This is a genomic window from Pseudundibacterium arcticum, assembly GCF_042646465.1.
GTDB classification, from domain to species: domain Bacteria; phylum Pseudomonadota; class Gammaproteobacteria; order Burkholderiales; family Burkholderiaceae_D; genus Undibacterium_A; species Undibacterium_A arcticum.
In genome coordinates, this window is the sequence record NZ_JBHRTP010000018.1 from 128,717 (window position 1) to 149,727 (window position 21,011).

The 21,011-nt window shown below is 61.5% G+C and carries 15 protein-coding genes; 4 read left to right on the plus strand and 11 right to left on the minus strand.

Annotation, left to right across the window (positions count from 1 at the left end; genetic code table 11):
* From ACFOFO_RS06835 to ACFOFO_RS06850, 4 genes are all read right to left on the minus strand, one after another.
* Window positions 1–1,624 (minus strand): PKD domain-containing protein (locus tag ACFOFO_RS06835; RefSeq protein WP_390331221.1); only part of this gene is annotated, 1,624 nt, incomplete at its 3' end.
* A 492-nt stretch (window positions 1,625–2,116) separates the two neighbouring features.
* Window positions 2,117–2,560: a nuclear transport factor 2 family protein gene (locus ACFOFO_RS06840; protein WP_390321571.1), complete on the minus strand. Its 444-nt coding sequence runs from the start codon at window positions 2,558–2,560 to the stop codon at window positions 2,117–2,119.
* A 364-nt stretch (window positions 2,561–2,924) separates the two neighbouring features.
* Window positions 2,925–3,116 (minus strand): hypothetical protein, encoded by a 192-nt coding sequence (locus ACFOFO_RS06845; RefSeq protein ID WP_390321568.1) that lies wholly within the window; start codon window positions 3,114–3,116, stop codon window positions 2,925–2,927.
* A gap of 66 nt (window positions 3,117–3,182) precedes the next feature.
* Entirely contained in the window at window positions 3,183–3,458 is a 276-nt protein-coding gene (locus tag ACFOFO_RS06850) for a hypothetical protein (RefSeq protein ID WP_390321566.1), read from the minus strand.
* Window positions 3,459–3,634: 176 nt separating this feature from the next.
* Between ACFOFO_RS06850 and ACFOFO_RS06855 the strand changes: the two genes are divergently transcribed.
* Both ACFOFO_RS06855 and ACFOFO_RS06860 read left to right on the plus strand, forming a co-directional pair.
* Entirely contained in the window at window positions 3,635–4,588 is a 954-nt protein-coding gene (locus ACFOFO_RS06855; protein WP_390321563.1) for a LysR family transcriptional regulator, read from the plus strand.
* A 421-nt stretch (window positions 4,589–5,009) separates the two neighbouring features.
* A complete protein-coding gene (locus ACFOFO_RS06860; protein WP_390321561.1) occupies window positions 5,010–6,485 on the plus strand; it encodes a cytochrome P450 in 1,476 nt (491 codons plus the stop codon).
* A gap of 168 nt (window positions 6,486–6,653) precedes the next feature.
* Here ACFOFO_RS06860 and ACFOFO_RS06865 read toward each other — a convergent pair whose 3' ends face one another.
* Together ACFOFO_RS06865 and ACFOFO_RS06870 are read right to left on the minus strand one after the other, a co-directional pair.
* Window positions 6,654–7,352: a phosphonate utilization associated transcriptional regulator gene (locus tag ACFOFO_RS06865; RefSeq protein WP_390321559.1), complete on the minus strand. Its 699-nt coding sequence runs from the start codon at window positions 7,350–7,352 to the stop codon at window positions 6,654–6,656.
* 325 nt (window positions 7,353–7,677) lie between these two features.
* A complete protein-coding gene (locus tag ACFOFO_RS06870) occupies window positions 7,678–8,136 on the minus strand; it encodes an Lrp/AsnC ligand binding domain-containing protein (protein WP_390321557.1) in 459 nt (152 codons plus the stop codon).
* A 365-nt stretch (window positions 8,137–8,501) separates the two neighbouring features.
* Here ACFOFO_RS06870 and putA point away from each other — a divergent pair, with 365 nt between their 5' ends.
* On the plus strand, window positions 8,502–12,245 hold the full coding sequence (putA, locus tag ACFOFO_RS06875; protein WP_390321555.1) for a trifunctional transcriptional regulator/proline dehydrogenase/L-glutamate gamma-semialdehyde dehydrogenase: 3,744 nt from the start codon (window positions 8,502–8,504) through the stop codon (window positions 12,243–12,245).
* A 279-nt stretch (window positions 12,246–12,524) separates the two neighbouring features.
* Here the strand turns inward: putA and ACFOFO_RS06880 are convergent, their stop codons facing one another.
* From ACFOFO_RS06880 to ACFOFO_RS06890, 3 genes are all read right to left on the minus strand, one after another.
* Entirely contained in the window at window positions 12,525–13,646 is a 1,122-nt protein-coding gene (locus ACFOFO_RS06880; protein ID WP_390321552.1) for a WD40/YVTN/BNR-like repeat-containing protein, read from the minus strand.
* Between the two features lies 1 nt (window position 13,647).
* Window positions 13,648–13,917, minus strand: coding sequence for a MoaD/ThiS family protein (locus ACFOFO_RS06885; RefSeq protein ID WP_390321550.1), 270 nt, complete (start codon window positions 13,915–13,917; stop codon window positions 13,648–13,650).
* Window positions 13,918–14,420: 503 nt separating this feature from the next.
* Complete coding sequence (locus ACFOFO_RS06890; protein WP_390321548.1) at window positions 14,421–15,239, minus strand: hypothetical protein; 819 nt, start codon at window positions 15,237–15,239, stop codon at window positions 14,421–14,423.
* Between the two features lie 293 nt (window positions 15,240–15,532).
* Between ACFOFO_RS06890 and ACFOFO_RS06895 the strand changes: the two genes are divergently transcribed.
* Window positions 15,533–17,599, plus strand: coding sequence for an AsmA family protein (locus ACFOFO_RS06895; protein ID WP_390331223.1), 2,067 nt, complete (start codon window positions 15,533–15,535; stop codon window positions 17,597–17,599).
* 24 nt (window positions 17,600–17,623) lie between these two features.
* On the opposite strand, the gene glpK is transcribed toward ACFOFO_RS06895, so the two are convergent.
* Both glpK and glpD read right to left on the minus strand, forming a co-directional pair.
* Entirely contained in the window at window positions 17,624–19,123 is a 1,500-nt protein-coding gene (gene glpK / locus ACFOFO_RS06900) for a glycerol kinase GlpK (protein WP_390321546.1), read from the minus strand.
* Complete coding sequence (gene glpD, locus ACFOFO_RS06905; protein ID WP_390321544.1) at window positions 19,120–20,742, minus strand: glycerol-3-phosphate dehydrogenase; 1,623 nt, start codon at window positions 20,740–20,742, stop codon at window positions 19,120–19,122. The genes glpK and glpD overlap by 4 nt, the downstream gene beginning before the upstream one ends.
* Window positions 20,743–21,011 lie beyond the last annotated feature (269 nt).

Here is a 21,011-nt window from a genome sequence, read left to right on the forward strand (position 1 = left end):
CGACCACCACCACATCGCGCCGCACCACGGTGCTGGCGCCGCCGCTACCGCTGACCGTCAGCGTCACCGCGTAGACGCCGGGCGCCTGGTAGCGATGGGTGCCGGCGATCTGGCCATTGATTTGGCCAATGAGATTGCCTGCGCCCCGGCGCTCGGTCAGCGGCGCCGCTTCGGCCGGGCTGCCGTCGTCCCACGACCAGCTGGCGCGATGGGCGCCGGCTGCGGTCGCGTCGGTGAATCCGGCAGCCAGTGTCAGCGGCGCGCCGAGCGCGATCATCTCCGGTGCAATGATCGGCCCGACCGCCGGCGCCGCCGGGCTGGCGGCTTCGGTTTCACCCGAGCCGGAATCTGACGCGCCTGGCAGGAGCAGCACCAGCCCGGCATTCGAATCGGCGACGATCGCACCGCTATCCGAGATTGCGCGCGCCGCTTGCAATTCCAGTCCGGCCGGGGCGCCGGGGATGCGGCTGTTCAGGTCGACCATGCCAGTTGCCGCGCTCCACACAAACGCATGCGTCGTGCCGCTGGCCGTGCTGGCATAGCCGACCGCCTGTCCGAGATTGTTGAGCGCGCCGGCCAGCGAAAATGTGCCGCCGAGCGTGCCCAGATCGCGCAGGCCGCGCCCCGGTCGCCAGACAAACGCGTGGCCGTCGCCGCCGGCGGTAGTGGCATAGCCGGCGATCTGGCCGGCGTCGTTGATCGCGTACGGGTTGCCCCAGTCGCCGCCGAAGGTGCCCAGATCGACCATGCCTGCGCCCGCGCTCCAGACATACGGATGCTGCCGGGTTGCGCCCGGCCCCGGTCCGTCGGTGGCGGCGCCGATCACCTGGCCCAGATCATTGATGCCGGTCGCATACAGGTTGTTGAATGTGCCGAGCGGACCGAGATCTTGCATGCCCTTGGTACGCGACCAGTTGAATGCGTGTTGATGATTATTGTCGGCGATGATCGAATTACCGGCCACCCGGCCCGCGGCATTGATCGCGACCGCGCGCGAGGAATAGCCGCCGAGTGAACCGAGATTCTGCGTGCCGCCGCGCGGCGACCAGAAGAACGCGCGCGTCTGGTTGTCGGCATCGGTCGCGCGGCCGGCGATCTGGCCAGCCTCGTTGATCGCGGCCGCGTAGGACTCTGCGCCGCCCAGCGTGCCGAGATCAAGCAGTCCGCCGGCCCTGCTCCAGCGGAATGCGTGCGGGTTGCCACTGGCCGTGGTGGCCACGCCGGCGACCTGGCCAGTGCTATTGAGCGCAATCGCCGACGCGAAACCGCCGCCGAGGTTGCCGAGATCGCGGACCGCATGGCCGTCGTAGAACAGCGCGCGCGTGCCGTCGGTGAACGCGACCTGGCCGCGGACGTTGATGCCGTGCGGGCCGCTCGAGCCGTCCGGCGCCAGATTGATCACGCGGTAGTTGCTGGCGCTGATTGCGCTCGATTGCACCGCGATGACCGCATTGGTCTGCACCGCGGTTTCGCTGCTGACGGCGGGCGCCGCGTCGATCGTGGCTTCGCCGCTGCCGCCGCAGGCGGCGAGGCCCAGATTCAGCATGCCCAAGATGCCAATCCGGCTAATTTGCGACCACGCCGATCCCTGCTGCCCTGCTGTGATTGTTCTGCCGTGTTTCATTGTCCACTCCCGGGTTGAGGTCGGCGCCGCACCGCTTGCGATGATTGCGTGAGCATGCATCACAACAAGATTGCGGATCTGCCAAGATCATCAACTTATCCTTGGCGTCGTCGGCGTCACTTGCGCCAGACCGGTGGCAATGACTAGGCTTGACTTCGCTCAATATTGGTACGGCTGGAAAACCACGGACTTGCGGGCAGGTATCAAAAGCCCGCGCTCGGCATGCGCCGGCGGGCTTAAGCTTCCTTGGCAGGGAGGAGGAGTCAGCTTTACAGCAACAAACTGGACTGAAATGGATACTAAACAACCTGCGCCTGGTTCGACGCCAGACTGGTGCCGAGCAAGATCGCGGCGACCATAGTGCGCAGATCAAGCAGAGCTGGAAGAGATGTTCGCGCGTGACGCGCAGGCGCTCTAGGGTGCTAGGCTAGGCGCCGGGGGCGCCTAGCCGAATTCAGCGTGCCGGCGAGCTACGCCGGCACGCTGACGAGCTTAATGGTGCAGCGTGGACCCGGGCTGCAGCGAGGCCGATTTCAATGCGGTGTAAGCTCTCTCGGCCGCGGCGGTATCGTTGTACTGCCGGAACGAGGCCACCTTGCCGTCGCGGATCGTAAAGAAATGTACCCACGGGTTGTCATACCGCTGGCCGTTCGCCTTCACGGTCCAGGACGACGTGCCGCATACCACGACCTTGTCATCTTCGGCGATGAAGTCCAGCGGGGTAAACTGGATGACGTCCTGCGCCTGCTCCAGCTTCGCAAAATACTGGGCCACCTGGTCCCGGCCGTGATAGTCGCCGGCAAACGGGATGGTCTCGGAATCGGGCCCCATCCATTCGATGTCGTCCGACAATAGGGTGAGCAAGCCTTTGATGTCTCCGCTCTGGAACATCTGGTAACCCTGCATCACCAGTTGCTTGTTTTCCTGCGCGTTCATGATGATCTCCTACAATTCGCGGATACGCCCGGTTCCGCTGCCGGCCTCCCACCTTTCAACATAAGTGGTTTTTGGAGATGTTGTTTGTGCTGGATCAAACGCCCCGCGCATGGCGGGGAGGTGATTGCAACCGACGAAAAAAAGCCCCGCTCGGCGTGCGCCGGCGGGGCTTAAATCTTCCCGGGGAGGGAAGAGGAGACACGGTACAACTACAAACTGGGACCGCAACTACTGAAACGGATAAAAAACAATGCTGCGCCTGGTCCGACGCCAACCAGTAGGATGGGTGCAACCCATCATTGCGGGCGTGGATGATGGGTTGCACCCATCCTGCGCTGCCGAAGCTACTGAAACGACGCTACCCCTAGTTCGACGCCAGGCTGGTGCCGAGCAGGATCACGCAAACAACGGCAATCACCAGCAGCGAAATCGCGTCTTCCCATGACAGGCCTGGCGGCGTTTCATAATCTTGCGCATGGTCCGGCTCGGACGATGGGCTGGCTGGCTGGCGCGCCTTGGATCGACACTGCAGCATCGAAATATTCATGGACAACATGCTTCACTCCTCTCCAAATTCGCCAGTTTTCTCCCGGGCGTGGTGCTGCGACGCTGGTTGGCGCAATTACCCGCGCGAAGCCAGGGCGCGCAGTTCGGCCGCCAGATTCGGCTGCAGCTTGTCGTAGGCGCTGGCGACGCGGTGGATCGTCATCGCATCGCGCTGATGGCGGCGCGCCGTGCGTTCTTCCTTGCTCAGGCGCGGATTGAAGACCAGCTTGACAGCCCGCAGCAGGCCGCTCAGCATCGGTTTGAATACCAGCAACAGCGCGACGATGGCGCCGCTGCCGATGAACAACTCGGTCAGCGATGGCAGGTGATGGAAAATGGATAATGTCGACATGGTGTGCTCCTTGGTGCTCGCAAAAATTTATTCAGTGCGGTAACTATAGTGCATTGCATCATATAAACATACTTTCAGTTTATGATATTTGTTATATAATCTGTGAATGTCTTCCAGCGGAAGATTGCGCCACGCAGCAGCACATTTTTTTAACCATCCTTACTACGCCGACTGCCATGAGCTTCCTGACCCTCGACCTGAATTTGTTGCGCGTGTTCGACGCGGTAATGACCGAACAAAATCTGACGCGCGCGGCCGGCCATCTGGCGATGACACAGCCGGCGGTATCGAATGCACTGAAACGGCTGCGCGACGCGCTCGGCGACGAACTGCTGATCCGTACCGCGTTCGGCGTCAAGCCGACGCCGCGCGCGGAAGCGCTGTGGCCGGCGGTGCGGCGCGCGCTGTCGGAGCTGGAAGCGGCGGTCACGCCCGATACCTTCGACGTGTCGCACGCGCAGGCCACGTTCCGGATGGCGATGGCCGATGCCACCGCCGCGCTGTGGCTGCCGGCGCTGATGCGCTCGATCGAGAGCGATGCGCCAGGACTCGATATCCGAATGGTGCCGCTGACCACGCGCGAGCCGCGGCCGATGCTGATGCGCGGCGACATCGACCTGGCGGTCGGCTTCTTTCCCGGCGTCGCGGCGCAATTGTCCGGCAGCCAGAGCGGCACCGGCAGCCCGATCCGGCACGAACGGCTATATACCGGCCAGTACGTATGCGTGATGCGCAAGGATCATCCGCTGGCCGCAGACGAGCTGACGCTGGACGCGTATTGTGCGGCACGGCATCTGCTGGTCAGTTTCTCGGGCCGGGCGCACGGCCTGATCGACGAGGCGCTGGCGCACATAAACCGGGAACGGCACATCGCGCTGACCGTGAACCAGTTCTTTACCGCCGGCAAGATCGTCGCTGATTCGCACCTGATCACCGTGCTGCCACATCACCTGATCGCCGCCACCGGCATGAGCGACGCGCTGATATCGAAGGAACTGCCATTCCCGACGCCGTCGGTGCACGTGGACATGCTGTGGCATGAACGCGACGCCCGCAGCCCGACCCACAAGTGGCTGCGCGCGCATCTGATGACGATGACCTCGGATACTTTCGGGATTGGTCAGGTCTAGGCGGCTGGCCACGCGGCATCAACATTGGTGCTGCGGATAAGCTCCTTCCCCTTCAAGGGGAAGGCTGGGATGGGGATGGGTTTCTGTCGCAATTGGCGACGAGCTTCACCCTTGCTGAAGAAACCCATCCCCACCCTAACCCTCCCCTTGAAAGGGAGGGAATCTCCAGAAGCTGCTATGACTGCCGCGCATCGTCCTGCGCAACCCTACGCCTGGTCTTCTTCCCCGCGCCCCGCCATCTCATAGAGCAGATTTCCAATGACGCCCGATGTAGAAGGGATCTTGCAATTTATCAAGCCCCTCCTTGCCTGCTGTTCTAAGCTGTTGGGTGATATTTAAATGAAAAGGCTGCAGTCGTTCATTTAGGACTGGCACAACCATTCTGAACAGCATTGTCCCAGCAATAATAAGAGTTTCAATTTTGGACACTCCAAGCGCAGAGAAAAGCCAGAATGCTGCAAAATTGAGCAGCTCAAATTTGGCGTTCAGTCGCAGACTTGCCGATCTTCCGGGCCCAAAGGGTATTCCCCTGCTGGGGAACGCACATCAGATCAAATCCGTTAAATTTCACCTGACGCTGGAAAACTGGGCTCGCGAGTTTGGTGCGCTCTACAAAATACGTATTGGCAGCAGACAATTACTTGTCCTCTCCGATCATGCGGTCATCGGGAATTTGCTGCGCGATCGTCCAGACGCAGTGCGGCGCACGTCATACGTCACGCAGGTTTTGACCGAAACCGGTATTTCAGGTCTGTTCACGGCGGAAATGAGCGAATGGCGCAAACAGCGCAAGCTGGTCATGCGCGCACTGACCGCTGACGTGATTCGAAATTTCTTCCCGACCCTGATCAGCATGATCGAGCGACTTCTGCGCCGCTGGCAGGCTGCAGTTGCAGATGCTGATCCAATCGATATGCTGCGCGATTTGAAAGCCTTTACATTGGATGTCACGGTCGCGATGGCCATGGGACAGGACATTAATACGCTGGAACATGACGACAACCCGTTACAACAAGACATCGAAGCGGTTTTCAATAGAATTGGCCGCCGAGTGACCATGCCGTTTCCATATTGGCGTTATGTGAAACTGCCTATTGATCGCGCGGCTGACGCCTGCATGGCTCGCATCATCGAGGCGGTAAGCAGCTTTATCACGCAGACCCGCAATCGTCTGGATCAGAATCCAAGCCTGCGCGCGAAGCCAACTAACATGTTGGAAGCGCTCGTCGCCGCGCGCGACGAGCCGGACTCCGAGTTCACCGACGCCGACGTCATCGGCAATGCCGTTACCATGGTGTTCGCCGGAGAAGACACGACAGCCAATACCTTGGCGTGGCTGATGAATTTACTGGCTAGCGACCCGCAAGCGACGGCACACATTGCCGCCGAGGCGGACGCCGCATGCGGAGAAGTTGGGGTACTTCAAGAATTTCATGCACTTGAGCACCTGGTCTACAGTGAGGCTGCGATCCATGAAGCGATGCGGCTCAAGCCAGTGGCACCAGCCTTGGCTCTCGAGGTGAACAGCGACCTGGTAATTGAAGAGGATCTCCTGATACCCAAAGGTACTGAGATTATGGCCATGCTGCGCCGCGCCGCCCAGGAGGACGCACAATTTACTCAACCCGACGATTTTCGTCCAGAGCGCTGGCTGTCCGATCCGCACGCCACAACCAGTGGCGATATCACACGTCAGCTATTCGCCTTTGGCGGCGGCACTCGCTTATGCCCTGGGCGCTATTTGGCCATGACCGAGATGAAGATGGTCATGTCGATGGTGGTGCGCAATTTTGCGCTGGAGCTGGATGCCGACGCGCCGCCGGTCGAGGAAATTTTTGCCTTCACCATGAAACCGAGCGCTGTGCCGGTTCTCCTGAGACAACGCCAATTTAATTAATCGGCTTTAATTAGTCGGCTTGTCCTGTGCTCAAGGCGCTGACATTTAAATGTACGTTTGGTCGACTCATAGAAGGAGAAGACGACAACCCGTCAGGTCGATTTTTCTTCTGTTGTGGAAGGCAGGCCTACCTTGCTGTAAGACATGGTCAAACCTTCCGAAGAGTACTTAGGCTGGGTTGGCACCTGCACCGGCGGCATGTGCGCGGTGCATGCGGTCACGACTATCAATCACGTGTTGACGCATGATTTCACCGGCGGCATCAACGCTGCCAGCGGCGATCTTGTCGAAAATTGCGCGGTGTTCGCGGGTCGACACTGGCAGCGTGCCTTTCTGCGCCAGCGCGCTGCGGCGAAACAGATTCAGCTCGTTGACCAGACGGCGGTAGGTGTCCAGCAATTTCCGGTTGCCGGTCTGACGTACCAGCAGATCGTGAAACTCCAGGTTCAGTGCGGCATAGGCGTCGACGTTTTTCTTCTCGACCATCTTGTCCATCTTATCCAGCAGGGTGCGCAATTCCTTGACTTGCTGCGGCGTAATCGAGGCCGCCAGCTTGCGTCCGACCAGCTCATCCAGCGCGGCGCGCACTTCATAGATCTCATCGGCTTCTGCGACCGAGATCTGGCGTACAAACACGCCGCAATTTTTTTCCTGGCGCACCAGGCCGGACTCTTCCAGTGCGCGAAACGCCTCGCGCACGGGGCCGCGCGAGACGCCGAGCATCGCCGCCAGCGCGGCTTCATTCAGTTTGGCACCGGAAGGCAGATCGCCGGCCAGGATCATGCGCTCCAATTCCTTCTGCACCAGCGTGGGCAGGGAGGTTTGTTGTACCAGGGCGATCGTGCTGGTGCCGCGTTGATTGATCATGTCAAAAATTCCGATTGCGCTGGGCGAAGTGGGCATCCGGCACCGCAGCCGGGACCAAGCCGGCGCGAACTGAGCGGGCGTGGCGCTAGAGAGCAGCGCGCCCGCAGCAGCAGTTGCCGAGTTCCATCACGGCTGCCCGCGCCCAGTCCGCGCCCCAGGCAGATTTAAAAAAGTCGCCGCCAGATGCAATGATGGCTCGTATCCAGGGAGTATATGCGCAAACAGCGCTTATCCCGCCCGAATTCATTGCACAAATAAAAATACACCCCTCAGTATATCTATCGTGTGTGCGCCCCGCGTGCAGCCTCGCAGGCCGGTCAGCGGCCTACTTGATCGGCAACTTGGTCGTGTGCTTGACCTCTTCCATCACCGCATAGGTATGCGTCTCGCGCACGCCTTTCAGCTGCAGCAGGGTCTTGCCGAGAAATTCGCGGTACTCGTTCATGTCCTTCACCCGCGCCTTGACCAGATAGTCGAAACCGCCGGCCACCATATGGCATTCCTGCACCTCGGGGATGGTTTGCACGCTGCGCTTGAATTCCTCGAACACTTCCGGTGTGGTGCGGTCCAATACGACTTCGATGAACACCAGCAGCGCCACGTCCAGCAGCCTCGGGTCGAGCTGGGCGGTGTAGCCGAGGATGTAGCCGGTCTCGTGCAGCTTGCGGACCCGCTCCAGGCAGGCGGCCGGTGACAGGTTGACGCGGGTTGCCAGTTCCACGTTGCTGATGCGGCCGTCGTTCTGCAGTTCGGACAGGATTTTTTTGCTTATTTTGTCGAGCATGATGACCTCGAATTGTTCTGGGGGCGTGGGCCGGGCCGGGTCGCGCGACCGACTCGATTCTAGCGATAGTGGCCGCCGCATCGGCCGGGACATGGGTTGCCAAGTAACGGCGAAGCGGCCGGAATGAATTTTATTCGGTCTAATTTTCGCATTTATAACAAAATTTTGATAGTCGTCAGCAATACCAAAATTAATATCCAGCATTCCCTCGTACAATCGAACGATCGGTCAGCGCATGCTGGCACCGGTTTGCGAGTGCGAGCGACGCCGTATCCGTTCCGTGTCTGTTGCGTTTGTTTCGCCTGCTTTGACCGCCCCTTAGCCGCCTTACCGCCACCCCTTACCGCCACCCCTTGATATCCGCCATGACCACTGCCGACGCCCTGATTTCTGAAGTTGTCCCATTTTCCGCATTGCAAGCCGAACTGCTGCCGACGCCGACTGCGTTGCGCGCCGCCATCACCGACGCTTACCGGCGCGACGAGGGCGAGGCGGTGCAGTGGCTGCTGGCGCAGTTGCAAGGCAGCGCGGCACAGGGCACGACGCAGCAGAAGGCGCAGGAATTGGCTTACAAGCTGGTCAAGGCGGTCCGCGAAAAGCGCACCCGCGCGTCCGGCGTCGATGCGCTGATGCATGAATTTTCGCTGTCGTCGGAAGAGGGCGTGGCACTGATGTGTCTGGCCGAGGCGCTGCTGCGGATTCCCGACAGCGCCACGGCCGACCGCCTGATCGCCGACAAGATCAGCAAGGGCGACTGGCGCAAGCATCTGGGCGAGTCGCCGTCGCTGTTCGTCAATGCCGCGACTTGGGGCTTGCTGGTCACCGGCAAGCTGGTCGGCACCAGCAGCGAGCAGGGACTGGGCTCGGCAATGACCAAGCTGATCGCGAAGGGCGGCGAACCGCTGATCCGCAAGGGTGTCGATCTGGCGATGCGGATGCTGGGCAACCAGTTCGTGACCGGCCAGACCATCGACGAGGCGCTCAAGAACGGCCGCGACAACGAGGCGCGCGGCTACCGCTATTCGTACGACATGCTGGGCGAGGCGGCGCTGACCGCAGAGGACGCGGCCAAGTATTACGCATCGTATGAAAACGCGATTCACGCGATCGGTCGCGCCTCGAACGGACGCGGCATCAAGAACGGCCCCGGCATCTCGGTCAAGCTGTCGGCGCTGCATCCGCGTTATTCACGCGCCCAGCAGGAACGCGTGATGGCCGAACTGCTGCCGCGGCTGCGCGCGCTGGTCCTGCTGGCCAAGCAATACAACATCGGCTTGAACATCGACGCCGAAGAAACCGATCGCCTGGAGCTGTCGCTGGACCTGATGGAGGCGCTGGCGTTCGATCCGGCGCTGGCCGGCTTCGACGGCATCGGCTATGTGGTGCAGGGCTATCAGAAACGCTGTCCGTACGCGATCGATTTCCTGATCGATCTGGCGCGCCGGTCCGGCGCCAGCGGCGGCGTCAGCAAGTTCATGGTGCGGCTGGTCAAGGGCGCGTACTGGGATGCCGAAATCAAGCGCGCCCAGGTCGACGGCCTGCCCGGGTTCCCGGTCTACACGCGCAAGGTCTACACCGATCTGTCGTATCTGTTGTGCGCAAAAAAACTGCTCGGCGCGACCGATGTGATCTACCCGCAATTTGCCACCCACAACGCGCAGACGCTGGCCAGCATCTACACCTGGGCGCAGCAGGACGGGATCACCGATTACGAATTTCAGTGCCTGCACGGGATGGGCGAAACCCTGTACGACCAGGTGGTCGGCAAGGACAATCTGGACAAGCCCTGCCGCATCTACGCGCCAGTTGGCTCGCACGAAACGCTGCTCGCGTATCTGGTGCGGCGCCTGCTGGAGAATGGCGCCAACTCGTCGTTCGTGAACCAGATCGTCGATGAAAGCGTGTCGATCGATAGCTTGATCGCCGATCCGTTCGTCGCGGCCCAGCAACTGGGCGGCGCGCCGCATCCGAATATCGCGCTGCCAGTGGCGCTGTTCGGCGACGAACGCAAGAATTCGGCCGGTCTCGATCTGGCCAACGAAGCGCAGTTGCAGGCGATCGGCCAGGCCTTTACCGTGTTCGGCGCACAGCAGTGGCAGGCCGCACCCTTGCTCGCCGCTGCGGTCGGTGACGGCGCCACCAATGCCCAACAGCAGTCCCATCCGGTGCTGAATCCGGCCGACCTGCGCGACACGGTGGGGCAGGTGATCGAGGCCAATGCGGCCGATGTCGAGACCGCGCTGGCCGGCGCGTCAGCCTACGCGCTGGACTGGCAGACACTGCCGCCGGCGACCCGCGCCAAGCTGTTGCTGCGCGGCGCCGACCTGCTCGAATCGCACCAGCTGGAACTGATGGCACTGGCGATCCGCGAAGCCGGCAAATCGCTGCCGAACGCGTTGGCCGAAGTGCGCGAGGCGATCGACTTCATGCGCTATTACGCGGTCCAGGTGCAGCACAGCACGAATGAACTGGCGCTCGGTCCGGTGCTCTGCATCAGCCCGTGGAATTTCCCGCTGGCGATCTTCATCGGTCAGCTCAGTGCGGCGTTGGCGGCCGGCAATGTGGTGCTGGCCAAGCCGGCCGAACAAACCCCGTTGATCGCCCATCGCGCGGTGCAACTGCTGCACGAAGCCGGCATCCCGCGCGGCGCGCTGCAACTGCTGCCGGGTCGCGGCGAGGTAGTCGGGGCGCGGCTGACCGCGGATAGCCGCGTGAAGGGCGTGATCTTCACCGGCTCGACCGAAGTGGCGCAGATCATCAACCGCACGCTGGCCAAGCGCGCAGCGGCCGAGGCCTGCGACATCCCTTTGATCGCCGAGACCGGCGGCCAGAACGCGCTGATCGTCGACTCGTCGGCGCTGCCGGAACAAGTCGTGATCGATGTCATGTCGTCGGCCTTCGACAGCGCCGGCCAGCGCTGCTCGGCCCTACGCGTGCTGTGCCTGCAGACCGACATCGCCGACAAGACCCTGAACATGCTGAAGGGCGCGATGCAAGAGCTGCGGATCGGCAACCCGGACCGGCTGGCGACCGATATCGGGCCGGTGATCGATGCCGAAGCACAGCAGAACCTGCTGGCCCACATCGACAAGATGCGCGCCGGCGCCAAGAATTTTTATCAGCTGGCGCTGCCGGACGCCTGCCGTCACGGCACCTTCGTGGCGCCGACCGTGATCGAGATCGGCGCGCTGTCGGAGCTGAAACGCGAAGTGTTCGGTCCGGTGCTGCACGTGCTGCGCTACCGGCGCGACCAGTTGCCGCAACTGATCGATGACATCAACGCCACCGGCTACGGCCTGACGCTGGGCGTGCATTCGCGGATCGACGAAACCATCGATTTCATCGCCGCGCGCGCGCATGTCGGCAATATTTATGTGAACCGCAACATCGTCGGTGCAGTGGTCGGAGTGCAGCCTTTCGGCGGCGAAGGCAAGTCCGGCACCGGCCCCAAGGCGGGCGGCCCGCTGTACTTGAAACGGCTGCAACGCAATGCGACGCCGGCGCTCGGCGCGCACACGATCCACGAGCCGCCACGCCTGCATGGCAATGGCGGCGCAGCGACACCGGTGCTCGACCAGTTGCTGGCGTGGGCCAAGACCCATGGTCACGAACGGGTCGCGATGATCGCCGAGCAATACGCGCACAGCACGCCGCTGGCCACCACGCTGGTGCTGCCGGGACCGACCGGCGAGCGCAACACGCTGTCGTTCGCGCCGCGCGGCGCGATCCTGTGCGCCGCCACCAGCGTCAACATGCTGCTCAATCAGCTAGCGGCGGTGATCGCGACCGGCAATAGCGCGGTACTGCCGGTGACCGCGTCGAACCTGATCCCGGACAGCCTGCCGCCAGCAGTGCGCAAGCTGATCCGGGTCGCGGAGATCAAGGATATCTGCAACGGCCCCAAACCCCTGCAACTGGCGCTGGTCGACATGGCACAGGTGCAAGCGGTGCGGCCGCTGCTGGCGGCGCACGACGGCGCGCTGATACCGTTGATCGAAACCGCCGAGGACCGGCCGATCGCGTTGTGGCGGCTGGTGGCCGAGCGTGCGCTATGCGTCAACACCACGGCGGCCGGCGGCAATGCGAGCCTGATGACGCTGGGATCGTAATGCGTAATCAGCATGTGGCGGCAGTGCGGCGTAGCTGCGCTGCCGCCCATATACTCCAGTAACTAGCTAGCTATCCCGCAAACATTCTGCGGACATTATTAATATACTGGCAATAAATTCTTCTGAATCTGGGTCGCTCGCAGCGTCGTAGGATGGGTGCAACCCATCATCCACGTCCGCAATGATGGGTTGCACCCATCCTACTTGCTGATGACGCTGGGCTTGTAATGCGTCAGGCCTATTCGCAATTGGCGAAAGCATGACGCGGTGCTTGAACGCTCAGCCGAACTGCACCGCATAAATCGGCGGCAGCGTAGTCGACACCGTATGCCAGCTATCGCCGCCATCGTCGGAGCTCCACAGTCCGCCGCTGGTCGAGCCCATCATCAGGTGCTGGCCATCGTCATCGACCGCCAGCCCATGGCGGTAGATCAGGTCGTAGCAGTGGGTCTGCGGCAGGCCGCTGCGCAGCGACTCGAAGCTCTGGCCGCCGTCGCGGGTGCGGCTGACCGAGAGCGCGGCATCGATCGGGATCCGCTTCTGGTCGGCCTGGGCCGGCACGAACCAGGCGCACTCCGGGTCGTGCGGATGGACCGCGACCGCGAAGCCAAAATCGGAAACCGTGTTGTTTTGCCCTTGGCGCAACCAGTTGGCGCCGCCATCGGTCGAGCGCCAGATGCCGTTGTGATGCTGACACCACAACACGTCCGGCGCGACGCCGCATTGCACGATCCGGTGTGGATCCTGAATGTTTTGATCGTCTTCGCGTTCCGGCGGCATGTAGCTGGCCCGCATCCCGGCCGCACTCGGGGCCCAGCTGGCACCGCCATCGCGCGTGACCCAGGCGCCGCCGCAAGAAATCCCGACCAGTACATGGCGGCTGTCGCGCGGATCGACGCAGATCGAATGGATGCCCGGCGTATCATAGCCGCCACCGAACCATTCGCTGCGGCCCGGCACATTCCACAAGGCCTCCACCAGTTGCCACGAGTCACCGCGATCGTTTGACCGAAACAACCCGCCCGGCAGCGTGCCGGCCCACAGCACGCCCGCTTCATCAAAGCCGCCGGCCGCCAGCGCCCAGATCAGGCTCAGCTTCCAGGCCACATCCGGCTTGGCCGGATCGCCTGGCGGCTGCGGCGGATAGGCCGGCACCGCGATCTCGGTCCAGTCGCTCGCGCCGGCATCGCGGCGGTGCAGCTTGACGCCGAAATGGCCGAGATTGAGCGCCACATACAAGCTGCCATCGCGCGGGTCGGACAGCATCATCGTGACCGGATCGCCGACGAAACTGCTGGCCGCAATCTGCCAGCTGTGATTACCGCTGCCCTTGGTATTGCCCTTGCAGCGCTGCAACTCAAACAAGCCCTTGCGGGTACCGAGCAAAGCGCGATCTTGCATCTCAACCTCCTGAAAGTGCTTGCAATACATGCACGCTGCTGTCGGGCCGCAGCGCATCGTCCAGTGTCACACGGTCACGCACGCGCAGGCCGTCGATGAAGATGGCGACATGCGGGCGCAGATGACCCTGCTCGTCCAGCACGTAGCCGCGCAGCCGCGGATTAACCGCAAATGCCGCTTCCAACGCGGGGCGCAGCGTCGCGGCCGGGGTGTCGACTTGCGGGGTGTCGGTGAAGCGTCGCAATTGCTGGGTAAACACCAGTTTCGCCATGCCATGCCTCGCCATCAGGTAATTGAAAGTCGCTAGAAGTCGCGGATCCCGTGGTCGTCAACGATGAAACAAGTCCGCCAATGAATGGTGTGTGATCGCATTATCGGAGCGCCGAGTTACGGCCTTGACTGCGCCACCCAACGGTTGATTCTGGCGCCGATCCCAGCTTCCATTATCGGCAATCGGCAGCTCCGCGCCAAGCCCTGTTGCATGCCATCGGCTCTGGTCGATGCCAGTCGCGACCAGCGACCGCCGCCGTGCAGGACGTCAAGCGGATGAAAGACATGCCGTGCAACTTATACACGGCTATCCAGCCGCCATCCACAGGCTTGTCCTCAGCTTATCCACAGATTTACCCACAGCACACCCGTCCGCTTGTTCCCACAACATAAGCAAACCGATGGGTCGACCGGCGGCGCAATCTCGCAGCGAGAAATGAAAACATCCCCCGCACATGCCTGTGCGGGGGATGCAAGACATCATTCAACCGGATGGCAGCGGCGTCAGGGCTTGGTACCGACAAATATCGCCGCGTCGGTGGTGCCGACGATGTTGCCGACGATATACAGACGCTTGTGTACCGCATCCAGATACACATTGCCGGCGACGGTTTTGTTGCTCAACACATGACTGCCACCCACCATCGAAAGTGTCGCGACATAGGCCAATCCATCGCTGCGTGGCGCCAGTGTCGCATTGACCTTGCAGCCACAAGTCAATTGACCGCTCAAGGTACCGTCCTGCGCGATCGTCAGGATAAGGTCTTCGCTCAGGTCTTTGGTGGCAATAGTTCCGGTGTAGACCCCGGCCAATGCAGCCACGCTGGGCAGGGTGGCGTAAGGATTGTTGTACACGGTCGTGAAGGTCGCAGTCTTGCCGCTCGATGTGTAACTTAAACTGCCGTTGAATGATTGCTGCTGGGTGTAACTCGCCGACAGCGTCACCGGCTGCGGTGTTTGTGCCGCAGTGCCAACCAGATTGAGATCGAGTCCGTTGCTTGACGAAAAACTGCCGCTGGTCAAGGTGCCGGTTCCGGTGACGGCCCCTCGCACGGTTTGCGGCGCCGCTGGATCCGAATACACGATGAAATAAGAACCGTCCTCCTGCAGCAACGCAGTGATGGGTTGGCCTGAGTTGGTGGTCCCATCAAACACACCGGAAATGCTGCTGGCTGGCGCCGGCGGTGTCGGTGTGGTAACAGTGGTCGGCGATGACTGTACAGTCTGTGGCGTGGGACTGGACGAACCGCCACCACCGCAGGCGGCAAGCAATAAGCTGCTGATGGTAGCAATTGCCAGGTGTCTGATGTTTCGATTGTTCATGGCCGTCTCCCTAAAAATGGTTTATGCGCTTTAACCGTGGTGGATCGCATTGTTCATCTAGCAACAATGACGCTATTAAAACATTAGTAAAAATATAATCCTTTGCTACAGAACAAAGGCTTGTTCGAAATAACTATTCACGGGCGTAAATAATTTCTTCGTGCTCGGCGCGATCCACATTGGCTTGATAGCAATGTTCGACCAACAAACGCATTTTGTTGGCGGCAGATCAATGCATCCGCAGCCATCTTGGATTGCAATGAACTTCTCTCAGGAAACCTTATCCATTTAATATGCCGCACATCAATAAAAGCAGCAAAATAGCGCTCTCGGGCATCGGCGTATTGATCGCGATGGTGCTGATCTGCGTCGCGATTTTGCTCACTTTCGACTGGAATCGCGCCAAGCCCTGGCTCAATGCGCGCGTCAGCGATGCCACCGGGCGACCATTCGCGATCAACGGTGACCTCGCCCTGAGCTGGCAGCGGCAGGGCCAATATGGCGGCTGGCGCGACTGGATTCCGTGGCCTTATCTGGTGGCACACGAGCTGCAGCTGGGTAATCCGGACTGGATGCAAGCAGCGGCGCCGGGCCAGCCGCGCACCAACATGGCCGAGCTGAAAGAACTGACGTTCTCATTAAACCCTTGGGCTCTGCTGCAGAAAAAAATCGTGATCCCGACCCTGACGCTCGACGGGCCGACGCTGGTGCTGGTGCGCGACAAGGACGGCAAGAACAACTGGACCTTCCAGCAGAATCAGGCGTCCGCATGGCAGCTCGAATTGCAGCAGCTAGTGTTGCGCAAGGGTGCCGTACAGCTGACCGATGCGGTCCGCAAGCTTGACCTGAAGGCCGACATCAGCACGCTCGAGCAGTCTGTTGATTCGTATGGCATCGGCTGGCAGGCCTCGGGCAGCTTCAACGGTGCGCCAGTCAAGGGCGCGGGCAAGGCCGGCGCGGTGTTGTCGCTGCAAAACCAGACGCTACCGTACCCGTTGCAAGCCGAGGTCCAGGTCGGCAAGACCCATATCGCGCTGCAGGGCACGCTGACCAAACCGAGCCAGTTGGCCGCGCTCGATCTGCGCTTGAAGCTGGCCGGTGCCAGCATGGCACAGCTGTATCCGCTGACCGGCATCGTGTTGCCGGAGACGCCGCCGTTCGCGACCGAAGGCCGCTTGCACGGCACCCTGAACAGCCGGGGCGGCGACTGGATCTATGAAAAATTCAGCGGCAAGATGGGTAGCAGCGATCTGGCCGGGACGCTGGAATATCGGTCGAAGAATCCACCCGACCAGCCGCGTCCGTTGCTAAAAGGCACGGTGACATCGAAGCTGCTGCAGTTCGCCGACCTGGCGCCGCTGATCGGTGCCGACTCGAACGCCAGCAAGGCCAGGCGCGATGCGCCGCCGCTGCAACCGGCCGACAAGGTCTTGCCGGTCGAACCATTCAAGACCGAGCGCTGGGACAGCATCGATGCCGACGTTCAGTTCAGCGGCAACAAAATCTTGCGCGGCAAAAATTTGCCGATCGACACTTTGAGCACCACGCTGCATTTGCGCGATGGCGTGCTGGCGCTGGAACCGCTTAATTTCGGCATTGCCGGCGGCCACCTGACTTCGCAGATCCGGCTCGACGGCCGCGGCCATCCGCTGAAGGCGCAGATCAAGATGTCGGCGCGCCATCTGAAGCTGAAGCAATTGCTGCCGACTTTGCCGCAGATGAAAACCAGTTTCGGCGAGCTCAATGGCGATGCGTCGCTGTCCGGCACCGGCAATTCGGTTGCGACCATACTCGGATCGTCGAACGGTGAAGTCAAGGCGCTGATGGACCAGGGCACGATCAGCAAATTCCTGCTGGAAGAGATGGGTCTGAACATCGGCAATGTGGTGCTGACCAAGTTGTTCGGCGACAAGCAGGTCGAGATCAATTGCATGGCGTCCGATTTCGCCGTCACCGACGGCCTGATGCAGGCCCGCACCTTCATCGTCGATACCGCAGAATCGAGCATCACGGTCAGTGGCCAGGTCAATCTGAAACAGGAACGGCTGGACCTCACCATCAATCCCGAGAACAAGCGACTGCGCGTGATCACGCTGCGCTCGCCGCTCTACGTGCGCGGCAGTTTCAAACAACCGGATGTTAGCGTCGACAAGGGTGTGCTGGCGCTGCGCGCCGGCGGTGTGGTCGCGCTCGGCGTGGTGGCGCCGGTCGCAGCCGCGTTGCTGCCGCTGATCGATCTCGGCCCCGGCAAGGACAGCCCGTGCGCCAAACTGTTGAGCGAGGTCAGCAGCAAGCCGCAGGCGCCGCCACCGGGCAAGAAATACCGCGCCAAGACCGACAAATCTGCAGCCGCCAAATAGTTGCGGTACCGTCCAGCGTCAGCGTCAGCGCGGCCTGACCCGATCGATCGCCGTTTCCCAGTTGTACATCAAGGCCGATGCCCGATCGCGACTGATGCTGGGCTCGAAGACGCGCTCGACCCGCCACTGATCGGTCAGTTGCTGGCAGTCGCGATATACACCGACCGCCAGTCCGGCCAGATAGGCAGCGCCGAGCGCCGTGGTCTCGGTGATCTGCGGCCGGATTACCGCGATGCCGAGCAGGTCGGCCTGAAACTGCAGCAGCAGATTATTGGCCGCTGCACCACCGTCGACGCGCAACTCGGTGATCGGCGCCACACTATCCGCCGTCGCATCCTTTGCCATCGCCATCAGCAAGGCACTGCTCTGGAACGCGATTGATTCCAGGGCTGCGCGCGCGATATGCGCCACCGTGCTGCCGCGCGTCAGGCCGACGATCGCGCCCTGCGCCGCCGGCTCCCAATAGGGCGCGCCGAGGCCGGTGAAGGCCGGCACGAACAGCACGCCACCGGCATCCGGCACCGACGCCGCCAAGGCTTCGATATCGGCTGAATGGCGGATCGCCTTCAGGCCGTCACGCAGCCATTGCACCACCGCGCCGCCGACGAAGACGCTGCCTTCCAGCGCGTACTGGCGCGCTTCGCCGGCGTCGGCCTGACAGACCGCGGTGCTGATCAGGCCATTTTGCGATGCGACGCACTCATCGCCGGTATGCAGCAGCATGAAGCAGCCGGTGCCGTAAGTATTTTTTGCCATGCCCTTGTCAAAGCAGGCCTGGCCGAACAGCGCGGCCTGCTGATCACCGCCGATGCCACCGATCAGCACCGATTGCCCCAATAACTGCGGCTCGGTTTCGCCGTATAGATGACTCGATGGCCGCACCTCAGGCAGCAGTTGGGGCGGAATGTGCAGCCAGTGCAGTAACTCCGGGTCCCAGCAGCCGTCATGAATATTGAACAGCATGGTGCGCGATGCATTGGTCACATCGGTCACATGCAGGCGACCACCGCTCAGGTTCCAGGCCAGCCAGCTGTCGATCGTGCCAAAGGCCAGTTCGCCGCGTTCCGCCTGTACCCGCGCGCCGGGAACGCTATCGAGTATCCAGCGCAACTTGGTGGCGGAAAAATACGGGTCCAGGATCAATCCGGTCTTGCGCCGGATCGGATCGGCCAGACCTTGCGCGCGCAGCTCGGCGCAAATCGCGTCGGTGCGCCGGTCCTGCCACACGATCGCATTGTAGATCGGCTGGCCGCTGCGCCGGTTCCACACTACGGTGGTTTCGCGCTGGTTCGCGATCCCGAGCGCGCTGATCTGCGCGCTGCCGAGACCGGCCTGCGCTAGTGCCTGTCTGCAAGTTTGCAACTGGCTGTTCCAGATCTCGCGCGGATCATGTTCGACCCAACCCGGTTGCGGGAAAACTTGCGGGAATTCCTGCTGCGCCGTGGCCACGATTTCGCCGTCGTGATTGAACACGATGCTGCGGGAACTCGAGGTGCCCTGATCCAGTGCCAGCAAATAGCTCATCCGCACTTTTCCACAAATTGCGCAATTGGGTGGCCGGCGCTGCCGGCCAGTGGTTGATCCTGCCTTTGATCCCGCCTTTGATCCAGCCATTGTTGCAGCCTGGCCCGATGTTGCGGCTGGCTAGTCAACCCGAGCTTGGTGCGCCGCCACAGCAGGTCGTCGACGCTGCGCGCCCATTCAAACTCGCACAGATAGGCGGCCTCCCGTTCGAACAAACCGGGCACCAGCTGTTCACCCAGATCCGCCATCTGCTGCGCCCCGGCCAGCATGCGCCCGGTCCGGCTGCCATAGCTGTGCGCATAACGCCGCGTCAGCTCGTCCGGTAACCAGGGATAGCGACTTGCCAGCTGCTGCTGAAATGCGTCGAAGTCATAGCGCGTAATCAGCGCACCGGGCTGTTGCAGATCACCGCCGGGCAGGGGCGTACCGGCAGTCCAGCACTCGGTCTTGAGCGTGGCCGGCAATCCCAGGCGCGGCAGCAACAAGGCCAGTGCTTCTTCGGCCAGCTTGCGATAGGTGGTGATCTTGCCGCCCCAGATATTCAGCAACGGCGCCGCGCCATCGGCAGCGTCACATTCCAGCTGATAGCCACGGGTAATTTCCGCAGCCTTCTGTGCGCTATCGTCCAGCAGCGGCCGCACCCCGGAATAACTCCAGACCACATCCTGCGGCCCGATCTGACGCTTGAAATAACGGTTCACCATGGCGCACAGATAACTCACTTCTGCCGCATCGATCGTCACCTGCGACGGATCGCCCTGATATTCGAGATCGGTGGTGCCGATCAAGGTGAAATCGCGCTGGAATGGAATCGCAAAGATGATGCGACGGTCTGGATTCTGGAATAGGTAGGCATAGTCATGTTCGAACAGTCGCGGCAGCACGATATGGCTGCCCTTGACCAGGCGCATGCCATGATTGCTTTTGCGTCCGGACAAGCCGGCGGCAGTCTGCGCGACCCAGGGTCCGGCGGCATTCACGATCGCGCGCGCGCTGACTTCGATCCGACCGCTTTGTCCGCTCTCCAGGCTGGCCTGCCAGCGCAGCCCAACTCGTTGCGCGCCAACGCAACGGGTAGCGGTCATGATGGTGGCGCCGCGTTCGCTGGCATCGAGTGCATTTAACACCACCAACCGCGCATCATCGACCCAGCCGTCGGAATAGACAAAGCCCTTGCGATAGGCGGTTTGCAGATCCTGACCCGCGATATGCGAGTGTAATGCGATTGCATGCGATGGCGGCAACAAGTCGCGCCGCGCCAGATGGTCATACAGGAACAGGCCGGCGCGTATCAGCCAGGCCGGCCGCTGGCCGCTATCGTGCGGCATCACGAAGCGCAATGGCGCGACGATATGTGGTGCGATTCGCAACAACCGTTCCCGTTCCTGCAAGGCCTTGCGCACCAGTCCGAATTCATACTGCTCCAGGTAGCGCAAACCGCCGTGTATCAGTTTGGTGCTGGCGGACGAGGTGTGCTGCGCCAAGTCATGCTGTTCGCACAGGATCACGCTCAGGCCGCGTCCGGCAGCGTCGCGTGCTATGCCGACGCCATTGATGCCGCCACCGATGATCAGCAGATCGCAATCACGTTGCAGCACGGGTTCAAGCAGTGTTGTCATCTTTGGCCGTCACTCTTGTTGTTCAGGAAACCTGACACCACGCCAGACAGGGGGGAACCTGTCGTGCGCGCATTTGCTTAGCACATGTCGCTCGCACAATTCGGTGAATCGTGCGTGACACAGCTAAGAGTAGCGCGTTGTGTCACTACCAAAGCCGCTTGAGCTCATGATTTTGATTGATGCGGTTCAAACTTTGTTGATTTTTAGACAATTAAGCTTTGAAACTGCTGCGCTTGTGATGTTAACGTTTTGTAGATATATAAGTTTAG